Genomic DNA, 20,115 nt, shown 5'->3' with positions numbered 1-20,115 from the left:
ATGGGCCGTGAATGTTTTTTTAACTGACAAAAAAGCCCCGCCATTCACATGGCGGGGCTTTCGTTTTTCAACCGATCACTCAGACCATTGGGTCGCCAACGTGCAGGATCTTCATGCCATTGGTGCCACCGGTGGTGTGGTAGCTGTCGCCCTTGGTCAGGATGACCCAGTCGCCTTTCTCTACGACGCCGCGTTTGACCAGCTCGTCGATGGCCTTTTGGCTGACTTCGTTGGGTGCCAGCGAAGCCGGATCGAACGGAATGGTATACACGCCACGAAACAGCGCCGTGCGAGCCTGGGCTTCACGGTGGGGGGTGAACGCGTAGATCGGCACCGAGGAACGGATGCGCGACATGATCAACGGCGTGTAGCCACTTTCGGTCAGGGCGATGATCGCTTTAACACCTGGGAAGTGGTTGGCGGTGTACATGGCCGCCAGGGCGATGCTCTGGTCGCAGCTTTCGAAGACCTTGCCGATGCGATGGCTGGAGGTCTTGCTGGTCGGGTGCTTTTCAGCGCCGACGCAGATACGCGCCATGGCCTGGACGGCTTCCAGCGGGTACGGGCCTGCGGCGCTTTCTGCAGAAAGCATCACCGCGTCGGTGTAGTCGAGCACGGCGTTGGCTACGTCGGACACTTCGGCGCGGGTCGGCATCGGGTTCTGGATCATCGACTCCATCATCTGGGTCGCCACGATCACCGCTTTGTTGTGGCGGCGTGCGTGCAGGATGATCTTCTTCTGGATACCGATCAGCTCGGCGTCACCGATTTCCACGCCCAGGTCGCCACGGGCAACCATTACGGCGTCCGACGCCTTGATCAGGCCGTCGAGGGTTTCGTCGTCGGCCACGGCTTCGGCGCGTTCGATCTTCGCCACCAGCCAGGCGGTACCGCCGGCTTCGTCGCGCAGCTTACGGGCGTATTCCATGTCGGCGGCGTCGCGCGGGAAGGATACGGCGAGGTAATCCACTTCCATTTCGGCGGCGAGCTTGATGTCGGCCTTGTCTTTTTCAGTCAGGGCCGGGGCGGTCAGGCCACCGCCGCGACGGTTGATGCCCTTGTGGTCGGACAGCGGGCCGCCGATGATCACGGTGCAGTTCAGCTCGGTGACGGAAGCGGTGTCGACGCGCATGACCACACGGCCGTCATCCAGCAGCAGTTCGTCGCCGACGCCGCAGTCCTTGACCAGGTCCGGGTAGTCGATACCGACGACTTCCTGGGTACCTTCGGTCAGCGGGTGGCTGGTGGAGAAGGTGAACTTGTCACCGATCTTCAGCTCGATCCGCTTGTTGGCGAATTTGGCGATACGAATTTTCGGGCCTTGCAGGTCACCCAGCAATGCGACGAAGCGGCCATGCTTGGCGGCCAGGTCTCGCACCAGCTTGGCGCGAGCCTTGTGCTCGTCCGGAGTGCCGTGGGAGAAGTTCAGACGGGCAACGTCCAAACCAGCCAGAATCAGCTGTTCGAGGACTTCCGGCGAGTTGCTGGCCGGGCCAAGGGTGGCGACGATTTTGGTACGACGGACGGACATGCACAGACTCCTGAGTTCAAGCGCTGAGGAAGGCTACTATGCTCTTTGGTTGTAGTCATTGTTCGTTTGCACTACTTATCGGCCATTCGCTTGTTTTCGCTTCGATTGAATAAATGAACATCCTTGAAGATTTTCGACCAGGGGTCGATACACTGCACAAGACAGGAGAACCCCCATGCGAATTTTGCTCATTGCTGCCCTGGCCGTCAGCGTTACCGGCTGCACCCGCTGGTCGATGGACCACCATTTGAACAACGCCTACCGTGCGTACGGGGTCGGTGACTGCGAACGCGTGACCCTGGAATTGTCCCAGGTCGACCGTGAAAGCCGTACCCGCCGCTATGTGCAACCTGAGGTCTCGATGTTGCGCGGGCAATGCCTGGAGCGGCAGAAGCTGTTTGTCGATGCGGTGCAGACCTATCAGTTCATCATTAATCAGTACCCGTCCAGTGAGTACGCTTATCGGGCCCGTGCCCGGCTCGATACCCTGCAGCAACTCGGGCATTACCCCGGCGCGAGCGTTGCGCAGCCACGTCCGGCCTCGTTGTGATGATATTTGTCATTCTATAGCTGGCCCGTCGCCAGTCTTGGGCTATTCTTTGAGTGTCCGTTTGTACAAGTTTGTACTCATACGGATGGAAGGCTTGGGATTGGCAGCCGTAGAGTGACAAGGCGCTTGCTGTTGTCGCACCGATTCCCAGGGAGAGCGGCCTTGCATTAGCCGTTCCGAATCACTGGTAAGGCCAGAGTCATGGCCAATGGATGGCGATTTCATCATGTTTACTGATCGACGGATTGAGCGACATCAGTTGTCTTGTTTCCTGCAAGTGTTCAACCGGCTGACGGACAAACCCATTGGCTACTTGGGTAACGTGTCCGAAGATGGGCTGATGTTGATCAGCCAATTGCCGATGATGGTCGACGTAGAGTTCGAGCTGCGCTTGAAGATTCCTGCGGCCGACGGCGATTTTCAGGCCATTGACCTTACAGCTGCCTGTTTATGGAGCCATGAGGACGTCAACCCGCAGCACTATGATTCCGGGTTCAGGGTGGTTGATGCGTCGCCAGAGTACAGTCTTCTGATCAACGCCTTATTGCATTACTTCAGCTTCGATCCCTTGCAGGCTTCTGCCTAGACACTACTTGCTGCGCGCCCGGCTTAGGTCGGGCTATCCACGTTGGGGCGTGTGTGACCTTCACAGGACGCCGGCTTTTTTCCAGCCCAGGTAACGTGTCACCAAGGCCGGCCCCAGCCCTGAGGGTGGTGTATCCAGTACCGACAACCCATGGGCGCTCAAGCGTTCGTGCAGTTCGTCCCTTTTATTCAGGTAGTCGACGGTGCCGCTGTAGGCCAGCGCTTCGGGCAGGGTTTGCACCGGCGACTGGCGCAATTGGTCGAGTACGTCTTCGCGCAGGCTGGCGACCATCACCCGGTGCTGTCGGCCGATGCGCTTGACCGCTGTCAGTAATGCCTCATCGTCCTCATCCCGCAGGTTGGTCACCACAATGACCAATGCCCGACGTTTTTGCCGCGCCAGTAACTGACTGGCTGCGGCCTCGTAATCGGCTGTGCGTCGGGTGGTGTCCAGGTCGTATACGGCGTTGAGCAACAGGTTCAACTGGCCGGTGCCCTTGACGGGGGCCAGGTAGCGCGGCTGGTCGCAGGCAAAGGTACACAGGCCCACCGCATCGCCCTGGCGCAAGGCGACATAACTGAGCAGCAGGCAGGCGTTGAGTGCGTGATCGAAGTGGGACAGTTCGGCATCCTGGCTGCGCATGCGTCGGCCACAATCGAGCATGAACACGATCTGCTGGTCGCGCTCGTCCTGGTATTCCCGGGCAATCGGCGTGCGTTGGCGCGCGGTGGCCTTCCAGTCGATCTGCCGCAGGCTGTCGCCCTCGCGGAACTCGCGCAACTGGTGAAACTCCAGGCCCAACCCCCGTCGCTGGCGTTGACGCACTCCCAGTTGGCTCAGCCAGTTATCCACACCCAATAGCTGGGCGCCATACAGGCGGGCGAAATCCGGGTAGACGCGGGTGGCATCGCTGGCTTGGGTAAAGCGTCGTGCGGCCCACAGCCCCAAGGGGCTGGGCAGCTGTATCTCGCATTGACTGAAACTGAAATGGCCGCGCCGCAAAGGGCGTAGGCGATAGCCCAATTCACTGCATTCGCCCGGGCGCAGTTCGATGGACTGGGGCATATTCTCCACACTCAAGCCGTCGGGGACGTGATCGAACACCTGTACGGTCAGCGGCTGTGGGTAATCATGTTCGAGTTTCAGGCGTACTTCTCCCCAGCGGCCCAGCGCCAGGCTGCCTGGCATCTGCCGTTGTACCCGCACGGAGGGGCGGCGGTGCAGGCGAGCTGCGTCCAGTAGTGCCAGCAGCAACAGCGCCAGCAGCAGGCCCCAGGCGACTGAATGCAGGCTGGTGGGTAGCTTGAGCTGCAACGCTGCCGCCGTACCCAGCAGGATATTCAAGCCCAGCAGCACGCCGAGCCAGCTCAACAGCAGACGAGTCGGCTTCATGGACGGCTCATTGGCGAGGCGCCGGAATCTGGTCCAGCAGTTGCTTGAGCACCTGGTCCACCTCCAGTCCGTCGATATCCAGTTCGGGAGCGATACGAACCCGGTGGCGCAGCACCGCCAAGGCGCAGCCCTTGATGTCGTCCGGGGTGACGAACTCGCCCCCGCGCAGCAGAGCTCGGGCACGGGCACCGCGTACCAGGGCAATGGAGGCGCGCGGACCTGCACCGATGGTCAGCCCCGGCCAACTGCGGGTGGCCCGGGCCAGGCGCACGGCGTAGTCCAGCACTTGCTCGTCCAGCGCCAGCTCACTGGCTATCTGCTGCAACTTCAGTACATCCCCGGCTTGCAGCACGACTCGCAGCGGTTGGACATCCAGCATGTCGGCCCGGGACGAACGCGTGACTTCGCGCACCATGTCCAGTTCCTGCCGGGAGTCGGGATAGTCCATGCGTACCTTGAGCATGAAGCGATCCAGTTCGGCCTCGGGCAGCGGGTAGGTGCCTTCCTGCTCGATGGGGTTCTGGGTCGCCAACACCATGAACGGCTGGCCGATCGGCAAGGCCTCGCCCTCAAGGGTGACTTGGCGTTCCTGCATGGCTTCGAGCAGCGCTGCCTGGGTCTTGGCTGGCGCGCGGTTGATTTCATCGGCCAGCAGCAAGTGGGTAAACAGCGGCCCCTTGCGCAGTTTGAATTGTTCGGTGTGCAGGTCGTACACGGCATGGCCGGTGACATCGCTGGGCATCAGGTCCGGCGTGAACTGGATACGTGCGAAATCGCCGCCAAAGCAACGGGCCAGGGCCCGCACCAGCAGGGTCTTGCCCAGCCCGGGTACGCCTTCAAGCAGCACATGGCCACCGGCGATCAGCGCAGTGAGTACGTCATCGATTACCTGATCCTGACCGATGACCGCCTTGCGCAGTTCAATGCGCAGGGACTGGGCCTGCTGGCTGGCGAGTTGCAGGGTTTCGCTGGTCAGGGCCGTGGCCGTTGGAAAGTCGCTCATAGGGCATTCCTGAGAGTTTGCAGGCATGCCACCTGACGGCTGAAATCGGCGCTGGAAAGCCGTTTTGCCGAAAGTGGGCCGAGGGCCTGATTGATGACGTGGGAGGGTTGGCGTGTCAGGTGTTCAAGGACCCGCCACTGTTCTTCGGTGTCGAGGTGTTCAAAACCGGGGCGGCGGTGCCGGGCGGCGCGCAGGATATCGCGCTGCAAGGCACGGAGCAGCGTGCCTTGGCCGTTGCGCCGCATGAGGAAATCGGCGCTGGCCTTCAAGTGCTCCTGCAATTGTCGGCGAGCCTTGGGGGCGGGCGCCTGGATCGGCCCCTGGCGCATGCCGGCGTGCCAGAGTGCCAGGATGAGCAGCGCGGCGAGTGCGACCAGGGCCTGGGGGAAATGGCGCAGCAGCAGGGTGAACAGATCGTCCACGTCGCTGTTGAACAGCAAGGTCACGTCAGTGCCCTGGTTCAGGTACCACAGCAGCCAGGCGTTATCGTGCTTGCCGATGTTCGCGTTGTTCCACAGGTCGCTGTCAGTGACCACCGTCACATTGCCTTGCCCGAGGTCGAGTTGCATCAGGTGGCTGGACCTGGCGCTGTTGGCGGAAAACTGCGCGACATGCTTGGGGTCGGTGAGATTGAAGTCGGTATCGAAGCTGAAATAGGCCGGAGCGGTTTCATTGTCGACATAGAGCTTGGTCAGGTCCGGCGTTTTCTTCTTGGGGGCCGGGGAGGGGGCTTCAGGGTCATCGCTCAATGTCTGGTGGATGTGCAGGCGATCGAGCAGCCAGTCACCGCTCTTACCGGTCTCTTCATCCCACAGTGCTTCGGCGACCACCAACAGGTGCCCGCCGGACCTGGCCCACGCCAGCAGTTGATCCACCTGGCGTGGGGTCATGTTGCTGCGCTCACCTAGCAACAACAGGCTGTGGCCCTTGGCTGGCAAGTCGTCAAGCCGATCAAGGCCGTTGGCATGCCCCACCGACAGGCCTTGCTGGCGCAGGAAATGCTCGGCTGCCAGGTAGGGATTGGCCAGCGCCTCCGGCGATGGACCGCGATCCACTACTTGCTCATACGGGATAGCCTTCTGCCACGCGTACAAGCCGCCCGCTCCCAACAGGCATGCCAGCAGCAGCCCCACCCACAATAACGGTTGTTTCATCATGCGGCCCCCGCGTTGAACAGGGCGCGCCAATCTCGGCACAGTTGCTGTTGTGCCAAGGCCGGTGGGAGGCGATGACCATAGGCGAGGTTCTGCCAATGACGGGTCAGATCATCGCTGAAGGCCAGCAGTTGCGGTTGTTGCAACTGATGAATGCGAGCCAGGACCTGGCCCTCGGTGTCTGCGCTTTTCAGCGGCAGGTCGAAGTCGTGCAATAACCGACTGAGCAGGCCGCGATACAGCAGGCCGAGGGCTTCCCGTGGTTGGGTGGCCCAGAGTTGTTCGGCGGTAGCGGCGATATCGTCTGGCAAGGTTTCGGTGGCCAGTTCCAGGCCGAATAATTGCGACGGCACCGGCCTGGTGATTTCAGGCTTGAGTGGCACTTGCCGGCTGACAAACGTGCGCAGCCAATCACGATAGCGCCAGATCAGCAAGGCCACGCTACCTGCCAGCAAGCTCCATAGCAGCACTTCCAGGGCTTGGGCGACGGGCTTGAAGGTATCGCTGTTGAGATTGTCCAGCAGCGCCTGGAGCCAGGCCGGCAGCTTGCCGTCGCCGTGCTCTTTGTTTTTGACGACGGGTTTATCCTCGCCAAAACGGTAGTGGGTGACGGTTTCCGGGTTCTTGAAGGGGGGCACGTCCAGCAGCGCCTTGATCGATTGGCTGGAGGCCTGGGGCGTCAGTGGCTTGGGTGATATGGGGTTGTCTGCCAGGGCCTGTGGGCTGAACGGCAGCAACATCAGCCCGGCCACCAGCAACAGCAATGGCGCGACACTGCTCAAGCGTTGGCGCAGGCGGCGGAATACCAGCTCCAGGTCCCAGGCCTCCAGCACGGTGCGGCGGTTGAGATAGAGGCTGAAGCCGCAAGCGATGTAGATCGGTTCCCAGAACACCAGGATCAGCGCATAGAAGGCGTTGCCCAGGTGCTCCAGCCATAGCCCTTCTGAATCGCCCGCCAGCGCCAGGCGTTGCCAGTCCCAGGTCAGTTCAAGCTGCTGTGGAATCAATAGATAGAACAGCGCCATGCAGCCAAACCAGAGACCAATCTCCAGATGCACGCCTAGGATGGTCAACCAGCGTGCGGCCCCGGCGTTGTGTTGCTGCAATACACCCAGGCGTTTTTGGCGTGCCGGGCCATCCAGGCCTTCGAGTTGGCTAACCGGCATCACAAAGCTGCGGCTCAGGCTGAACCGCCGCCAGGTCAGGCTGGCCAGCAACTGGCCCTTGAGCAGTCGCGGCCATTGGCGCACGGCCTGCTTGAGGCTGGGCGTCTCGCCAAACAAGGTTTTGGACAGGATATGCAATGGCAGGCGGTCGAAGGCGGGCTTTAACCACCAGAACAGGAATATGGCCGTGGACGGGGATTGCCACAGTAGTGCGGTCAACAGGATGAACACCGGGAGGGTGACGATGGCCCAACTGGCCATTAACAACAGGCGGTGTTCCCGGGCCATTAATACGCCAAGGTCCATGGCTTCCCAGGTCGTACGGGGACGAATCACGACGCTGGCATCACTCAGGCGCATGATGAGTCCGTCCGGCAAGGATCAGGTAGGCGGCCACCAGTAGCCAGAGCCCGGCACCAACCAGGTATTTCACCCAGTGAGCGACCGAGGTAATGGATGACCAGTAGGCTTCGATAAAGGCTGCGATCAGCAGGAAGGCCATGACACCGCAGAGCATCTGCACGCTTTTGTGCGCTGCCAGCCGCAGGGCCTCGCCACGGGTCAACCGGCCGGGAGCGATCAGCGCCCAGCCCAACTGCAAGCCCGCCGCGCCGGCCAGGGCAATGGCGCTGAGTTCGAATGCGCCATGGCCGATGACAAATGACCAGAAAGTCTGGCCATAACCGATTTCAGTGAGGTGCCCGGAGACGGCACCGATGATCAGGCCGTTGAAAATCAGGAAAAACACGCTGCCCAGCCCGAACAGCAAGCCGGCGGCAAAGGTCTGGAAGGCGATGCCGATGTTATGCATCACGTAGTAGCCGAACATCATCCAGTCTTCACTGGAGGCGCGGTCGGCGACGCGGCCCAGGCGACTGGCATCGGGGTCGTACATGCTTTGCATCTCGGCCACCTGCTGGGGGCTGACGATGCTGTAGATCAGCTCGGGGAACAGGTACACCAGCAGCGCGATACCCACCAGGCTGCCGAAAAACAGCAGGCTGGCGATCAATACGAAACGCCATTGTTCACGCACCAGCCGAGGGAAGTCGGCCAGGACGAAACTCAACAGGTTAGCCCCCAACTGGCTGCGATGGCGGTACAACTGTTGGTGGCCGCGCAGTGCCAGCTGTTGCAACGGGTCCACCAGGTAGCTGCTGTAGCCACGCTCCTGGGCCAGGGCGAGATGTTGGCACAAGCGTCGATATTGATGAGGGAAGTCGGCCACATCACCGGCCTTGGCGTTGCCTTGCTCCAACTGCTTCAGTTGCTCGGCGAAGGCTTGCCATTGCGCTTGATGACGACTTTCGAACAGGCTCTGCTTCATGTCGGCCCCAGTAAGCCACGCGCCACGCCATTGAGCTGCTCCACGGCGCGAGCCGGGGATACTTGCAGGGGCGTTGCAAGGATTGAGGCCAGTTCGTGTACCCGCTCAGCCGACAGTTGGCCCTGGCGTTCCGCGAAACCCAGGATCGCACGTTGTTCGCTGAGCTCCAGGGCGAAGGGCAGGCGCAGGGCCGCCGCCGGGGGCACCTGTGGACGAGCCAGGGGGTGTTCACGGTAGATCACCAGCGTGCCGCCGGCCAGGTCGCCCAGTCGTTTGAAATGAGGATGTTGCAGGCAACTGATGGCGCCGAGAAAGTAACCGAAAGGCAGCATGTCGACAAAGCGCAGCAGGTTGCGGATAAGCGAAGCGGACCAGCCAACAGGCGTGCCGTCGTCCTGTACCACGCGCAGGCCCATGACTTGCTTGCCGGGGGAGCAGCCCTGGTTGAGAACTTCAAACAGCACCATGTACCACCAACTGACCAGGAACAGAAGCAGCGAACCCAGGCCTATGCCGATATTGCCGAGCAGGGCCAAAGGCACCAGCAGGATGCCCATGAACAGCCCGCGCACGCCCAGGTCGAAGGCAAAGGCCAGCGCGCGTGGCAGCAGGCCGGCCGGGCGCAAGGGCAGGTCGATGCCCTCCGGGGTCTCGATCTGGTAACGGGTATCCAATGGGGCTGATGGCATCGCGATCCTTGGCAGTGCAGGGCAGTTGGAAGACACGGATGCTAGCAGTGTCGGCGGTGGAAGCAACCATTCAAGGTTTTTCTGGGTGTTTGTACCGTTAAGGTAGCGCTGGCCCCGAACGCCTTGCAGCGCCTAGACTTTGTCGATCTTCAGCACAGGAACAGCCCGTGACCTCCATTTTCTGGTACGACTATGAAACCACCGGCATCAACCCGCGCAGCGATCGCCCCCTTCAGGTAGCGGGTATCCGCACTGACCTCGACCTCAATGAGGTTGGCGCACCGGTCAACCTGTATTGCCGACCCAGTGACGATATCCTGCCTCACCCGGCGGCCTGCGCCATTACCGGCATTACCCCGGGCATCCTGGCGCAAAAGGGCTTGGCCGAAGCCGACTTCATGACTCGGGTGCATGCAGAACTGGCGGCCCCCGGCACCTGTGGCGCTGGTTACAACACCCTGCGCTTTGACGATGAGATGACGCGCTACAGCCTCTATCGCAACTTTTTCGACCCCTATGCGCGTGAATGGCAGGGCGGGAACAGTCGCTGGGATTTGATCGATGTGGTGCGAACCGCCTATGCGCTGCGCCCGGAAGGGATCACCTGGCCCCAGCAGGATGGGCGTGTCACGCTCAAGCTTGAGCGTTTGACCGAGACCAATGGCATCGAGCATGGCCAGGCCCATGATGCCTTGTCCGATGTGCGCGCCACCATTGCCCTGGCCCGGCTGGTGCGCGAGAAACAGCCCAAGTTGTACGACTGGCTGTTCCAGCTGCGCAGCAAGCAGCGGGTGATGGACCAGGTGCGCCTGCTGCAACCGATGGTGCATATCTCCGGGCGTTTTTCTGCCGAACGCCATTATCTGGGGGTTGTATTGCCCCTGGCTTGGCACCCGCGCAATCGCAATGCGCTGATCGTCTGCGACCTCGGGCTCGACCCGCAGGGCCTGTTGGACGTGGACGCCGAGACCTTGCGCCAACGCCTCTATACTCGCCGTGATGAACTGGCCGAAGGCGAGTTGCCGGTGCCGCTCAAGTTGTTGCATATCAACCGCTGTCCAGTGGTCGCACCGTTGAACGTGCTGCGTGCCCAAGACCGTGCGCGGCTGCAATTGGATATGGACGCTTATCAGGCGCGTGCGCTGCGGCTAACTGACGCACAGGAAGTTTGGCGCGACAAGTTGGCGGCGATTTACGCGGATGAAGAGTTTGCACCGGTGACCGACCCGGAGCAGCAGCTCTACGATGGTTTTATCGGTGATCGTGATCGTCGTTTATGCGAGCAAGTGCGAGCGGCAGAGCCTGCGCAATTAGCGAGCCAGCAGTGGCCATTTGATGATCAGCGTTTGCCGGAATTATTATTCCGCTACCGAGCGCGTAACTTTCCTGACACCTTGAACAGTGAGGAGCAGCAACGCTGGCAATTCTTCTGTCAGCAACGTTTGAGCGATCCACAATGGGGCGCCCCCAATACCCTGGAAGCATTTAATCAGGCGCGCCAGGAGTTGGCTGTTAGTGCTACGCCGTTTCAATGCCAGGTGCTCGATCAATGGCAGGAGTTTGCCAATGCATTAGCGGCGCGCTTGAAGCTGTAGTCAGCTAATTGCAGAATCTGCAGGCAATAAAAAACGCCAGCAAGCTGGCGTTTTTAATGTGTCGCGTATCAGGCGCAAGCCTGGCAAGGCTTAGCCCAGCAGGGTAGCCCAACCTTCAACCACGTCAGCGCCCCACTTGGCTTTCCACTCTTTCAGCGTCTTGTGGTTGCCGCCTTTGGTTTCAATCACTTCGCCGTTGTGTGGGTTTTTGTATTGCTTGACCTTACGAGCACGCTTGGTGCCGGTAGTTTTTACGGCGCCACGTGGTGCTTTAACTTTCGATTCTGGATCCAGCAGCGCAATGATGTCACGCAGGGATTTGGAGTATTCGCCCATCAGGGTGCGCAGTTTGCCTTCGAATTCCAGCTCGGTTTGCAGCTTGTCGTCTTGGGACAGGTTCTTCAAACGGGCTTGCAGTTCTTTGATAGCTTCTTCGGTGGCACGGTATTCGTTGATCAGAGACATGTGGACTACCTTATGTAGAGCGCTGATTGACAGGGATAGTGGCCCAATAATAGTCAGGCAATTTCATCAAGTAAACATTTAAGAACGCATTTATGTGAATTACTTTGAATGTTTGTGGCAAAGCGATGCAATTGAGTTAATTAGTAGAGGGTACGGCTATAGATAATCTCGTTAATTTCCCTCGCAACTGCACGTGCTTGCCCATGCATCTTCATATAGCAGTGCTAAAACCTTACGCTATTAAGGGCTGTGGCCAGGCCGGGCTGTCAGAATAAGCCTCAAGGAATACTACAGTTTTTCTGCGTAATCGCTAGAATAGCGGCCTTTGCGAAGTTCTGGAGTTCCCCCCTAATGCGCACTTTTCGGCTGGTGATAGCTTGCCCGGACCGGGTTGGCATCGTTGCCAAAGTCAGTAACTTTCTGGCTTCCCACAACGGCTGGATCACCGAGGCGAGCCATCACTCGGACAATCTCAGCGGTTGGTTCTTCATGCGTCACGAAATTCGTGCCGATACGCTGCCCTTTGGTCTTGAAGCTTTTCGTGAGGCGTTTGCGCCGATCGCCGAAGAGTTTTCGATGACCTGGCGCATCACCGACACCGAGCAGAAAAAACGCGTGGTGCTGATGGCCAGCCGCGAATCCCACTGCCTGGCTGACTTGCTGCACCGCTGGCACAGCGATGAACTGGACTGTGAGATTGCCTGTGTGATCTCCAACCATGACGACCTGCGCAGCATGGTCGAGTGGCATGGCATCCCGTACTACCACGTACCGGTCAACCCACAGGACAAGGAGCCCGCGTTCGCCGAGGTCTCCCGCCTGGTCAAGCAGCATGACGCTGATGTGGTGGTACTGGCGCGCTATATGCAGATCCTGCCACCGGACCTGTGCCGCGAATACGCCGGCAAGGTCATCAATATCCACCACAGCTTCCTGCCGTCGTTCGTCGGTGCCAAGCCTTATCACCAGGCTTCCCTGCGTGGTGTGAAGTTGATTGGCGCAACCTGCCACTACGTGACCGAGGAACTGGACGCCGGCCCGATCATTGAGCAGGACGTGGTGCGTGTCAGCCATAGCGACAGCATTGAAGACATGGTGCGTTTCGGCCGCGACGTCGAGAAGATGGTGCTGGCCCGTGGCCTGCGTTATCACTTGGAAGACCGCGTGCTGGTGCACGGCAACAAGACGGTCGTGTTCTGATCATCGTGTTTTGATTGAACAAAGAAGGGCCTGGGCGTTAAATCGTCGCAGGCCCTTTTTATTGATCGGCATAAGAGGACAAGCCCATGACCGACCCGCTCGATAAAGCCACATCCAAGGCGCCCGCTACGTTGGGCGAGGGGTGTCTGAGTCGCTATGACCCGGATGCGCTGGATGCCGAGGATGGTACGGACTTCCCAGGGGCTGCCCAGTTATGGGAGCAGTTGCAGGAGCAACCTGCTTACCCTGAAAAAGACGCTTGAGCAGTGGTTTGCCAACCATCAGCACAAACACCGGCCCACCGGCCAACAGATAGAAGTAATAGGTCACCGCCCGCCAGATCAAAATCGCCGCCGCGGCGGTGGATTTGCCCACCATGGGCGCCAGCAAGGCCGCCGACGTCAGTTCCGCCGCGCCGGCACCGCCCGGTAACAGGCTGAATTGCCCCGCCGTCAAAGACAGCATCTGGATCAGGAAGCTCCAGGCCCACTGCACATCGCCGCCCAGCCCGCGTAGCGCCAGGTACAGCACGCTGTAACGCAATAGCCAATGCAGACTGGTCAGCGCGAACACTGCCACCAGTGTGTGCCAAGGCAGTTTCAGCGTGTCACTGAATGCCGCTAGAAAATGCAGCAGCCGGCGTGCCCAGCGCCGCCGTGTCGTGGCCCGAACCTTTAGGGCCTTGAGTGCCAGGCCTATCAGGCGAATCAGGCGCCGATGAAATCGCACCATGAGCAGGCAACTGACAACGCCCCCGGTCATCGATACGGCGCTGAGCCCCAGCAACCATTCCAGGCGTGGATTGAGGCTGTGGAACAGCGCGTACAACGCGATCCCCACCAGCGCACAAAGAAAAAACAGCAAGTCGCTCAACTGGTCCATGGCGAAGACCGCGCTGCCGTGGGCCGGGCGTATACCGTGGCGTGCCAGCAAGGCCATCAAGGTCAGCGGCCCACCGCTGCCACCGGGTGTGGCGCACATGGCGAACTCAGTCGAGATCACCACCCCAAGGCATTTAAGTCGCCCCAACCGGCCACGGTGCATGCCCAGCAATAAGCGGATGCGCAGGCTGTTGATCAGCCAGCACAGGACAATCATGACAAACATCAGCAACAGCAGCGGCAAGGGGAATTGCCGAAGGCGCGTTATGGTTTCGCTGCCCCCCAATCCCACGGGAATCACCAGCGCGACCAGCAGGGCGAGCAACAGCCAGATCAATCGGCTCACGGTTGCATCGCCAGCCACGCGGCCTTGGTCAGTGGAGTGCGTCCGGCGTTCAACAGGCGTTGCAGGGTGTCCAGCCAATAACGGCGGGAAAACTCATGGCGCATGTCCACCGGGTGTAACCCCAGGCGAATGACCGGGGCTGCTTGCCAGTGTTGCTCACGTCGGTCGCTGAGGACTTTGGACAAGCCACGGCGCCAGGCGCTGCGCGCGCTCCACACCAGCCCCGGCGCATTGAGCGCGGTGAAGTCGGGCAGGCGATACAGGTGCTGCGGGTCGCTGGTGTAGCTCAGGGGTAATTGGCGTAGTGCCTGGCGAGTGCCCTGGCTCATCAGCCAGGCAGGGGCGACGAAACCCTGCAGCGGCCAGCCATTGCGTCGGAACACCTCGATGCCATCGGTAATACGCTGCAAGGCCTGGACCTGGGGCAGTTGGTAGAACTCGCCTTCATGGGTATAGACCCGGCGCATGAACCACTCTTTTGGCGAGCGCGGTGGCGGTTGATCGTCGCAATGGTAGTAGCCGTGCAACGTCAGTTCATCGCCCTTGGCGACGCGGGTGTCGAGCAACCGTCGGAAATCAGTGTGGGCGGCCAGGGCGTCACGATGATGAAAGTCCGGCACCACCAGCCAGGTCATCGGCACGGCGCCCAAGGCGTCGACAGCTTCGACAAATGGGCGATAGTCGGTCCAGGTGTGCGGCGCGACATCGTGCAGCACCAGTAAAACCGAGCGCTCAACCATGGGCGAGCATCGGTTTGTGGCGGCCCAGCACCGCGTAGTAATGACCCAGCAGGCTATCGACCACCGTGTCCCAGGCGTAATGCTGTTCGACATGGCGTCGTGCCTGCTCCCCCAGGCGCCGACTATCGGTGCCGAACAACTCGCGCACGGCATCGGCCATCGCTTTGGGGTGGTTGGGCGCGCAGAGCAGGCCGCAGCGCTCGTCGACAATCTCAGTGAACGCACCGGCCGCCACGGCAACGACCGGGATACCGCAGGCCATGGCCTCCAGGATCACCAGGCCGAAGGTTTCCTGGTCTCCGGCATGCAGCAGCGCGTCGGCACTGGCCATCAACCGGGCGACATGGAGGGCGGGGCGGAACCCATCGATCACCGTGACGTTGTCCGGTACGCTGGCCGGCATGCCAGAGCCCACTAACAGTAAGTGGTAGCCATCCCCCAGGCGCTTCATGCACTTGAGCAGCACCGGCAGGTTTTTTTCCTTGGAACCTCGCCCGGCGAAGATCAGCAGGCGGGTGTCTTCATCAATCCCCAGTTCGGCGCGCAAGCCGGGGTCGCGCACGGCCGGCGTGAAGGTCTGCAGGTCGACACCCAGCGGCTGCACGAACACATTCCTGACCCCAAGCCCGATGAGCTTGTCGGCCATCACTTGGCTCGGCGCCAATACCCGATCGAAATTGCCGTAGAGCTTGCTGACATACGCCTCGACATTAGGGGTAAACCAAGGCCCCATGCGGTTGCTCACCAGCAGCGGTAAATCGGAATGGTAGAAGCCGATGACCGGCACATCCAGCTGGCGCCGCGCATCCAGTGCCGCCCAGGCGGTCAGGTAGGGATCGCCAACTTCGATCAGATCGGGCTGTAAGTCATGCAGGACATTTCGCCAGGGCGCGAGCCGAAGGGGGAAGCGATAGCCTTTGCCGAAGGGCAGGGCAGGCGCCGGCACCTTGAAGATCCCATCCTGTTCGCTCAAGTGCGCGCCGGGGATCAACAGGCTGTGGCGAATGCCGGGCTTGAGCGCCAGACGCCGATGCTTGGCGTCGAGATAAGTGCGTACGCCACCGCTGGCAGGGGCGTAGAACATGGTTATGTCCGCAATGTGCACGATGAACATCCCTCCTATCCGTTGCTCTCCTAACGTGGACCTGAGGTAAGGATAGATGTTCGATCGAGATTGGGGATGCACGGTGCGATCGAGTTCGAACAGCGTCAGTGTGGGAGCGGGTTCACTCGCGATAGCCGTGGTTCAGTCAATACGTCACCGACTGATGCTGCGCTATCGCGAGAGAGAGGGCTGCCTGTCAGATGCGGAAACTACCCACCAGTTGCTTCAGCCGTGCCGCCTGCTGTTCCAGGTCCGAGCACGCGCGCAGGGTTGATTGCAGGTTTTCCACGCCTTCCTGGTTAAGCGTATTGATCTCGGTGATGTCCATGTTGATCGACTCCACGACCGACGTCTGCTCCTCGGTGGCGGTGGCGACGGACTGGTTCATCCCGTCGATCTCACCGATGCGCTGGGTCACGCTGTTCAAGCGTTCGCCGGCCAGGTTGGCGATTTCCACACTGTCGAGGCTGTGGCGCTGGCTTTCGCTCATGGTGCTGACCGAGTCTCGGGCGCCGATTTGCAGCTCCTCGATCATGGTCTGCACCTGCTGCGCCGACTCTTGGGTGCGATGCGCGAGGTTGCGCACCTCATCGGCGACCACCGCAAACCCGCGTCCGGCTTCCCCGGCACGCGCCGCTTCAATGGCGGCGTTGAGTGCCAGCAGGTTGGTTTGCTGGGAAATACTGGTGATTACCTCAAGAATCTGGCCGATATTCACCGTCTTGCTGTTAAGTGCTTCGATATTGCTGCTTGAAGTGCTGATCATCGCGGACAGCTGGGTCATCGCCTTGATGTTGCGATCAACCACCTGTTGACCGTCTTCGGCCAACTGCCGCGCATCGCTGGCCTGGTTGGATGCTTGCGCAGCGTTGCGGGCGATTTCCTGGGCCGCGGCCCCTAGCTCGTTGATGGCGGCGGCAACGCTGTTGGTACGGTTGGCCTGCTCGTCGGAGTTGACCATTGACGAGTTGGAGGCGCTGACCACCCGCAGGGCCACTTCGTTGACGTGCTCGGTGGCCGAGGACACTTCGCGAATCGATGTATGAATGCGTTCCACGAAGCGGTTGAACGCATTCCCCAGGATGCCGAACTCGTCGTGGTTCTGGATGGTCAGCCGGCGGGTCAGGTCACCCTCACCGTCGGCGATGTCCTGCATGGCACGGGTCATCACGTGCAGCGGTTGCATCAAGACGCGAATCAGCATGCCCAGCAGGGCGATGATGATCACCACGGCAATGACGGTAGCGATGACGGCCGAGGTACGGAATTCGCTGAGCATGGCGAAGGATTTGTCTTTATCCACCGAAATACCCAGGTACCAGTTCACCGATGGCAGCCCTTTGATTGGCGTGAAGGTCACGATGTTGTCTTTGCCATTGGCTTGGACCTCACTGAAATCACCGCTGATTTTGGGTGTGTGTGTCGGGTAGACGTCCGCCAGGGTCTTCATCACCAGGTTTTTGTCCGGGTGCACCAACACTTTGCCGTCGGCGCTGACCAGGAACGCATAGCCCATGCCGCCGAAGTTCAAGGCTGCGATGTTGTCCACCAGGGTTTGCAGGCTCAGGTCGCCGCCGACCACGCCGATGCTCTGGCTGCCCTTGGCGCTGGGGGTGGCGATGGAGATGATCAATTGCCCGGTTGCGGCATCGATGTAGGGTTCGGTCAGGGTCGAACCGTTGCTGTTCTGGGCGCCTTTGTACCAGGGGCGAACGCGCGGGTCGAAGCCGTCCGGCATCTTGGTGTCGGGACGGATGGTGAAGGCGCCTTTGCTGTCGCCCACGTAGGTCGCCATGAATGCAGAGGTCAGGGCTTTCTGTTCCAGCAGGCTGGCAACCACGCTTGGTTCGGGATTGATGGCGATGTTTTGCGCAGCGTTTTCCACCAACGCAATGCGCCCGGTGAGCCAGGTTTGAATGTTGTTGGCGGTGACATCGCCCATTTCATGCAGGTAGTTATTCAGGTCGTCGCGAATCGCGTTGCGTTGCAGGTAGTCGTTGTAGAGGGTAAACAGCGCGAAGGCGGCAATGACGATAAGGGAGGCTGCAAGCAGGATTTTATGGCTGAAACGCAGATTTTTATTCATGGCTTGAAGGGTCCGCTAAGGTCTTTATATCCGAAGCGCGTCCTTGTGGGAGGCGCAAAATGGCAGTGTCAAAAAAGGTGTGATACTTCTTGGCGATAGCTCTGTGGGTCCCTGTAGGAACTATCTGACCTATTTTTAGACTTTGTGGGTCTCACATCTGTCTGTATCGACTGGCGGCACGAAAGATTAACCATAGGTGACGAAATGCCTGATTCCTCGCAACTCCTTATTGGTGCCGGTCCCGACGACCAGCCCATCGCCCAGGCCATGCGCCTGGCCAACCGCCACGGGTTGATTGCTGGCGCCACCGGCACGGGCAAGACCGTCACGCTGCAACGCCTGGCCGAGGCGTTCAGTGATGCGGGCGTGGCGGTATTTGCCGCCGATATAAAGGGTGACCTCTGTGGCCTGGGCGCTGCGGCGAACCCGCAGGGCAAGGTGGCCGAACGCATCGCCGGCATGCCCTTTCTTCATTACACGAGCAAAGCGTATCCGGTCACGCTGTGGGACATTCATGGCCAGTCTGGTCATCCCTTGCGCACCACGATCAGCGAAATGGGCCCGCTGTTGCTCGGCAGCCTGCTGGAGTTGACGGACAGCCAGCAGTCGGCGCTCTACGCGGCATTCAAGGTGGCAGATCGCGAAGGCCTGTTGCTGCTGGACCTCAAGGACCTCAAGGCACTGCTCAACCACCTGCGCTATCACCCGGAACTGCTGGGGGAAGATGCCGCGCTGATGACCACGGGTTCCAGCCAGGCATTGTTGCGGCGCCTGGCGGTGCTGGAGCAGCAGGGGGCCGAAGCCTTGTTTGGCGAGCCGGCCCTGCAGCTTGAGGATATTTTGCAGCCTGCCAGCGACGGACGCGGACGCATCCACTTGCTGGACGCCAGCCGCCTGGTGCATGACGCGCCGAAGGTCTATGCGACCTTTCTGCTGTGGCTGCTCGCTGAGTTGTTTGAGCAGCTGCCGGAGCGCGGCGATGCGGACAAACCGCTGCTGGCGCTGTTTTTTGACGAGGCCCACTTATTATTCGCCGACACGCCCAAGGCCTTGCAGGACCGCCTGGAACAAGTGGTTCGATTGATTCGCTCCAAGGGGGTGGGGGTGTATTTCGTCACCCAATCCCCTGGCGATTTGCCTGATGCGGTGCTGGCGCAACTGGGCCTGCGTATCCAGCATGGGTTGCGTGCGTTCACCACTAAGGAGCAGAAATCCCTGCGAGCGGTGGCGGACGGCTTTCGCCCCAACCCGGCGTTCGATGCCTTGGCGGTCCTGACGGAGTTGGGTACGGGCGAGGCATTGGTGGGCACCTTGCAGGAAAAAGGCACACCGGAAGTCGTCCAGCGCGTGTTGGTCGCACCGCCACAATCGCGGATCGGGCCGCTCAGTGACGGTGAACGTGCCGCCTTGGTCGCCAGTTCGCCGTTGCAAGGCCGTTATGACAAGCCGATTGATCGAGAGTCGGCCTATGAAGTACTGATGGCGCGCAAGGAATTGGGGCCTGCCGAGGCGTCCACGCCTGCAGCCCAGGAGCCGAGCTTTACCGATAAGGCCGGTGCGTTCCTGGGGACTGCGGCGGGCAAGGCGCTCAAGTCCGCCATGCAGCAAGCCGCCAATCAGATGGGGCGGCAATTGGTGCGGGGCTTGTTGGGGTCTTTACTGGGGGGGAGCAAGCGCAAATAACGGATCAGGGCTTGGGCTTGGCATGCGCGGCCAGGCGCTCCAGTGCCGCGCGCAAGCCCGGGTCGCTGATGCCGTCGGCCGTGGCTTGAATGGTCTCGGCCGCGTTCACCGATAAATTGATTGTGTGCCCGACCGCGCCTTGCTGCACGGTTGGCGGTTGCACCTTGAACTGGATCCGCGTCAGGCTGGCGAACTCATCGAAGGCCATCAATTGCCGTTGCAGGCGTTTTTGCTGATAGCGCAGGCGTGTCGCCCAATGGCCATCTGTGACAATTAGCAGCAGGTTGCCTTCGCGCCAGGAGGCCACATGACAGTGTTCCCGCGCGGCAGGTTGCAGTTGGGTTTCAAGCAGGCGTTGCAAATGGCCCAAGCGTTGCGCATGGCCAAAGATGGCTTTCAACGGCTTGGCTTCGCGAAGCAACACGCTGGGCGCGCGGGCTGTAAGAGGGCGAAATGCCATGATCAGACACCTAAAGTAACAGAGCGGCCATCTTAGCAGAATCCGCCCAGGCACCCCCAGGCAATGCATTGGCGAGGCTTTACCCGTGAAATCAATAGATAACTTCTGGGCTCCATGGGTTGAAGTTCCAGCAAAAGCCCTTATTTTAAACAAGCC

General features: G+C 60.5%; 18 protein-coding genes and 1 pseudogene. 5 read left to right on the top strand and 14 right to left on the bottom strand.

Translation table 11 applies throughout. The annotated features are described in order from the left end of the window. Window positions 1-79: 79 nt before the first annotated feature. On the bottom strand, window positions 80-1,531 hold the full coding sequence (pyk, locus tag QU606_RS29190) for a pyruvate kinase (RefSeq protein ID WP_024077179.1): 1,452 nt from the start codon (window positions 1,529-1,531) through the stop codon (window positions 80-82). Window positions 1,532-1,706: 175 nt separating this feature from the next. Here pyk and QU606_RS29185 point away from each other — a divergent pair, with 175 nt between their 5' ends. Next, a complete protein-coding gene (locus tag QU606_RS29185) occupies window positions 1,707-2,081 on the top strand; it encodes a hypothetical protein (RefSeq protein WP_024077178.1) in 375 nt (124 codons plus the stop codon). A 226-nt stretch (window positions 2,082-2,307) separates the two neighbouring features. After that, entirely contained in the window at window positions 2,308-2,667 is a 360-nt protein-coding gene (locus QU606_RS29180) for a PilZ domain-containing protein (protein ID WP_041161290.1), read from the top strand. Between the two features lie 60 nt (window positions 2,668-2,727). Here QU606_RS29180 and QU606_RS29175 read toward each other — a convergent pair whose 3' ends face one another. Genes QU606_RS29175 through QU606_RS29150 form a run of 6 tightly spaced genes read right to left on the bottom strand, consistent with a single transcriptional unit; the run spans window position 2,728 to window position 9,398 of the window. Continuing rightward, a complete protein-coding gene (locus QU606_RS29175) occupies window positions 2,728-4,059 on the bottom strand; it encodes a DUF58 domain-containing protein (RefSeq protein ID WP_024077176.1) in 1,332 nt (443 codons plus the stop codon). A 7-nt stretch (window positions 4,060-4,066) separates the two neighbouring features. Next, entirely contained in the window at window positions 4,067-5,062 is a 996-nt protein-coding gene (locus QU606_RS29170) for a MoxR family ATPase (protein ID WP_024077175.1), read from the bottom strand. After that, entirely contained in the window at window positions 5,059-6,216 is a 1,158-nt protein-coding gene (locus QU606_RS29165; RefSeq protein ID WP_304997888.1) for a DUF4350 domain-containing protein, read from the bottom strand. Before QU606_RS29165 ends, QU606_RS29170 begins: the two co-directional genes overlap by 4 nt. Then, window positions 6,216-7,742, bottom strand: coding sequence for a DUF4129 domain-containing protein (locus QU606_RS29160; protein WP_304997887.1), 1,527 nt, complete (start codon window positions 7,740-7,742; stop codon window positions 6,216-6,218). The genes QU606_RS29165 and QU606_RS29160 overlap by 1 nt, the downstream gene beginning before the upstream one ends. Beyond that, window positions 7,729-8,709: a stage II sporulation protein M gene (locus QU606_RS29155; RefSeq protein WP_069076921.1), complete on the bottom strand. Its 981-nt coding sequence runs from the start codon at window positions 8,707-8,709 to the stop codon at window positions 7,729-7,731. The genes QU606_RS29160 and QU606_RS29155 overlap by 14 nt, the downstream gene beginning before the upstream one ends. Further along, on the bottom strand, window positions 8,706-9,398 hold the full coding sequence (locus QU606_RS29150; protein ID WP_041161009.1) for an RDD family protein: 693 nt from the start codon (window positions 9,396-9,398) through the stop codon (window positions 8,706-8,708). The genes QU606_RS29155 and QU606_RS29150 overlap by 4 nt, the downstream gene beginning before the upstream one ends. 167 nt (window positions 9,399-9,565) lie before the next feature. On the opposite strand from QU606_RS29150, the gene sbcB reads away from it, so the two are divergent. Further along, entirely contained in the window at window positions 9,566-10,993 is a 1,428-nt protein-coding gene (gene sbcB / locus QU606_RS29145) for an exodeoxyribonuclease I (RefSeq protein WP_102623798.1), read from the top strand. 90 nt (window positions 10,994-11,083) lie between these two features. On the opposite strand, the gene mvaT is transcribed toward sbcB, so the two are convergent. Then, complete coding sequence (mvaT, locus tag QU606_RS29140) at window positions 11,084-11,458, bottom strand: histone-like nucleoid-structuring protein MvaT (RefSeq protein ID WP_024077169.1); 375 nt, start codon at window positions 11,456-11,458, stop codon at window positions 11,084-11,086. A gap of 351 nt (window positions 11,459-11,809) precedes the next feature. Between mvaT and purU the strand changes: the two genes are divergently transcribed. Further along, window positions 11,810-12,658 (top strand): formyltetrahydrofolate deformylase, encoded by an 849-nt coding sequence (gene purU / locus QU606_RS29135; RefSeq protein ID WP_024077168.1) that lies wholly within the window; start codon window positions 11,810-11,812, stop codon window positions 12,656-12,658. A 126-nt stretch (window positions 12,659-12,784) separates the two neighbouring features. Here purU and QU606_RS29130 read toward each other — a convergent pair whose 3' ends face one another. The 5 genes and pseudogenes from QU606_RS29130 to QU606_RS33120 all read right to left on the bottom strand — a co-directional run. After that, window positions 12,785-13,885, bottom strand: coding sequence for a lysylphosphatidylglycerol synthase transmembrane domain-containing protein (locus tag QU606_RS29130; protein ID WP_024077167.1), 1,101 nt, complete (start codon window positions 13,883-13,885; stop codon window positions 12,785-12,787). Continuing rightward, window positions 13,882-14,625: a DUF2334 domain-containing protein gene (locus QU606_RS29125; protein ID WP_304997886.1), complete on the bottom strand. Its 744-nt coding sequence runs from the start codon at window positions 14,623-14,625 to the stop codon at window positions 13,882-13,884. The genes QU606_RS29130 and QU606_RS29125 overlap by 4 nt, the downstream gene beginning before the upstream one ends. Next, complete coding sequence (locus QU606_RS29120; protein ID WP_024077165.1) at window positions 14,618-15,739, bottom strand: glycosyltransferase family 1 protein; 1,122 nt, start codon at window positions 15,737-15,739, stop codon at window positions 14,618-14,620. The genes QU606_RS29125 and QU606_RS29120 overlap by 8 nt, the downstream gene beginning before the upstream one ends. 187 nt (window positions 15,740-15,926) lie before the next feature. Then, window positions 15,927-16,691: a methyl-accepting chemotaxis protein gene (locus tag QU606_RS33125; RefSeq protein ID WP_370531131.1), complete on the bottom strand. Its 765-nt coding sequence runs from the start codon at window positions 16,689-16,691 to the stop codon at window positions 15,927-15,929. A gap of 93 nt (window positions 16,692-16,784) precedes the next feature. After that, window positions 16,785-17,816 (bottom strand): annotated as a pseudogene (locus QU606_RS33120) (cache domain-containing protein); the annotation flags it as partial. Window positions 17,817-18,020: 204 nt separating this feature from the next. Between QU606_RS33120 and QU606_RS29110 the strand changes: the two are divergent. Next, complete coding sequence (locus tag QU606_RS29110; RefSeq protein ID WP_024077163.1) at window positions 18,021-19,499, top strand: helicase HerA-like domain-containing protein; 1,479 nt, start codon at window positions 18,021-18,023, stop codon at window positions 19,497-19,499. 4 nt (window positions 19,500-19,503) lie between these two features. Here QU606_RS29110 and QU606_RS29105 read toward each other — a convergent pair whose 3' ends face one another. Continuing rightward, complete coding sequence (locus QU606_RS29105) at window positions 19,504-19,959, bottom strand: DUF721 domain-containing protein (protein ID WP_024077162.1); 456 nt, start codon at window positions 19,957-19,959, stop codon at window positions 19,504-19,506. Window positions 19,960-20,115: the final 156 nt, after the last annotated feature.

The sequence above is a fragment of the Pseudomonas sp. OVF7 genome, from assembly GCF_030644265.1.
Taxonomy (GTDB): Bacteria; Pseudomonadota; Gammaproteobacteria; order Pseudomonadales; family Pseudomonadaceae; genus Aquipseudomonas; species Aquipseudomonas gorinensis.
The sequence above is the reverse complement of the archived record's forward strand: the minus strand, read 5'-3'. Positions and strand labels throughout refer to the sequence as shown.

Coding starts and splice junctions, on each gene's coding strand:
- QU606_RS29105 (WP_024077162.1), bottom strand. CDS start 19,959: ATGGCATTTCGCCCTCTTACAGCCCGCGCGCCCAGCGTGTTGCTTCGC.
- QU606_RS29110 (WP_024077163.1), top strand. CDS start 18,021: ATGCCTGATTCCTCGCAACTCCTTATTGGTGCCGGTCCCGACGACCAG.
- QU606_RS29160 (WP_304997887.1), bottom strand. CDS start 7,742: ATGCGCCTGAGTGATGCCAGCGTCGTGATTCGTCCCCGTACGACCTGG.
- QU606_RS29125 (WP_304997886.1), bottom strand. CDS start 14,625: ATGGTTGAGCGCTCGGTTTTACTGGTGCTGCACGATGTCGCGCCGCAC.
- pyk (WP_024077179.1), bottom strand. CDS start 1,531: ATGTCCGTCCGTCGTACCAAAATCGTCGCCACCCTTGGCCCGGCCAGC.
- QU606_RS29120 (WP_024077165.1), bottom strand. CDS start 15,739: ATGTTCATCGTGCACATTGCGGACATAACCATGTTCTACGCCCCTGCC.
- QU606_RS29165 (WP_304997888.1), bottom strand. CDS start 6,216: ATGAAACAACCGTTATTGTGGGTGGGGCTGCTGCTGGCATGCCTGTTG.
- QU606_RS29155 (WP_069076921.1), bottom strand. CDS start 8,709: ATGAAGCAGAGCCTGTTCGAAAGTCGTCATCAAGCGCAATGGCAAGCC.
- mvaT (WP_024077169.1), bottom strand. CDS start 11,458: ATGTCTCTGATCAACGAATACCGTGCCACCGAAGAAGCTATCAAAGAA.
- QU606_RS29185 (WP_024077178.1), top strand. CDS start 1,707: ATGCGAATTTTGCTCATTGCTGCCCTGGCCGTCAGCGTTACCGGCTGC.
- purU (WP_024077168.1), top strand. CDS start 11,810: ATGCGCACTTTTCGGCTGGTGATAGCTTGCCCGGACCGGGTTGGCATC.
- QU606_RS29170 (WP_024077175.1), bottom strand. CDS start 5,062: ATGAGCGACTTTCCAACGGCCACGGCCCTGACCAGCGAAACCCTGCAA.
- QU606_RS33125 (WP_370531131.1), bottom strand. CDS start 16,691: ATGGTCAACTCCGACGAGCAGGCCAACCGTACCAACAGCGTTGCCGCC.
- QU606_RS29150 (WP_041161009.1), bottom strand. CDS start 9,398: ATGCCATCAGCCCCATTGGATACCCGTTACCAGATCGAGACCCCGGAG.
- QU606_RS29175 (WP_024077176.1), bottom strand. CDS start 4,059: ATGAAGCCGACTCGTCTGCTGTTGAGCTGGCTCGGCGTGCTGCTGGGC.
- QU606_RS29180 (WP_041161290.1), top strand. CDS start 2,308: ATGTTTACTGATCGACGGATTGAGCGACATCAGTTGTCTTGTTTCCTG.